The organism is Gammaproteobacteria bacterium, assembly GCA_003696665.1.
Lineage (GTDB): Bacteria > Pseudomonadota > Gammaproteobacteria > Enterobacterales.
This window is the reverse complement of sequence record RFGJ01000553.1, coordinates 1-1,057: the sequence shown is the minus strand read 5'-3', so window position 1 is coordinate 1,057 and position 1,057 is coordinate 1. Positions and strand designations below refer to the sequence as shown.

Genomic DNA, 1,057 nt, shown 5'->3' with positions numbered 1-1,057 from the left:
GAACAACCGCGCGGCTTCGCGAGCCGGCGGACTGTATCGCAATGGCGGCAGCTTCGAAGAGACGGCCAATGACTTGTGGCAATGCCGGTTTATCGACAACTATGCCTATCACCAGGCGGGTGCACTATACTACGAAGAAGGCCCGGGCATCGACCGTTTCGAGATCGTGGACTGCGTGTTCGAGAATAACTGGACGACGCAGGGGGCAGGCTCGACCATGATGTGGTTTGGGGCGAGAGAAAATTTGAAAAGCAGTTTGACGGTCAGGGATTGTTTTATACGCGAAAAAAAAGTGGAATATCCTGATGGTGAAAACACAAAATCAATTTATGTAGTTGGATTGTTTTACACCATGCTTAAGGATGTGATTCTTGAGGGGTTGGTTTTTGACAACTTGAACACTGAAGAATGCATTTCAATAGACAAAGGTTATAGTGATTTTGCAGGTGATACAAAAGTTGTGTTGAGAAATATTGTTGGTGTAGTGCCTTATGAAGTGAATCGTTTTATTACGGTTTCAGAAAAGAACTGTGTGGCTGTTAGCGATGTAAGAGTTTTTGATTCTGGTGGAATGCATAGTGGATGTGTTAAGGTTAGTTCTACAGATTTTTTTGTAGATGGGCTCTTTTTTTCTTCGGTCGATGATAGTGTTCGATTGGTTGATTTTGGTCCGCTTAATCAATTTGGCGATGTTGATCCTGATGTTTTTGTGCAAAATGTAGAATTTATAAATCCAACGTCTAAATTAGTTTCTGTGTTTAATTTTATTAATGTGGATGAAGGAGATGGTGATTCACTGATATTTTCAAATGTGGCTTTTCAAGTGAGCGAATTGGAAACCTTTGCAAAAGGATTTTCCGGGTTCAATGTTTCGCATTTTTACAATTCCATATTTCCTCGTTTTGGCACTTCCGAATCTGTTCCCTACCACCTGACACACTGCTACGTAGGGGACACGACGGGTGTGAGCGAGGTATTGGAGTGGGGTCCTGGCAACATCGTGGGCGGGGAGGCAGGTTTCGTGGATTCGGCCGGTGGGGATTTTCACCTGTTGCCG

The 1,057-nt window shown here is 44.0% G+C and carries 1 protein-coding gene; it reads left to right on the top strand.

Translation table 11 applies throughout. The features are described 5' to 3' along the window. On the top strand, positions 1 to 1,057 hold a 1,057-nt coding region (locus D6694_13535; protein RMH36849.1), incomplete at both ends, for a hypothetical protein.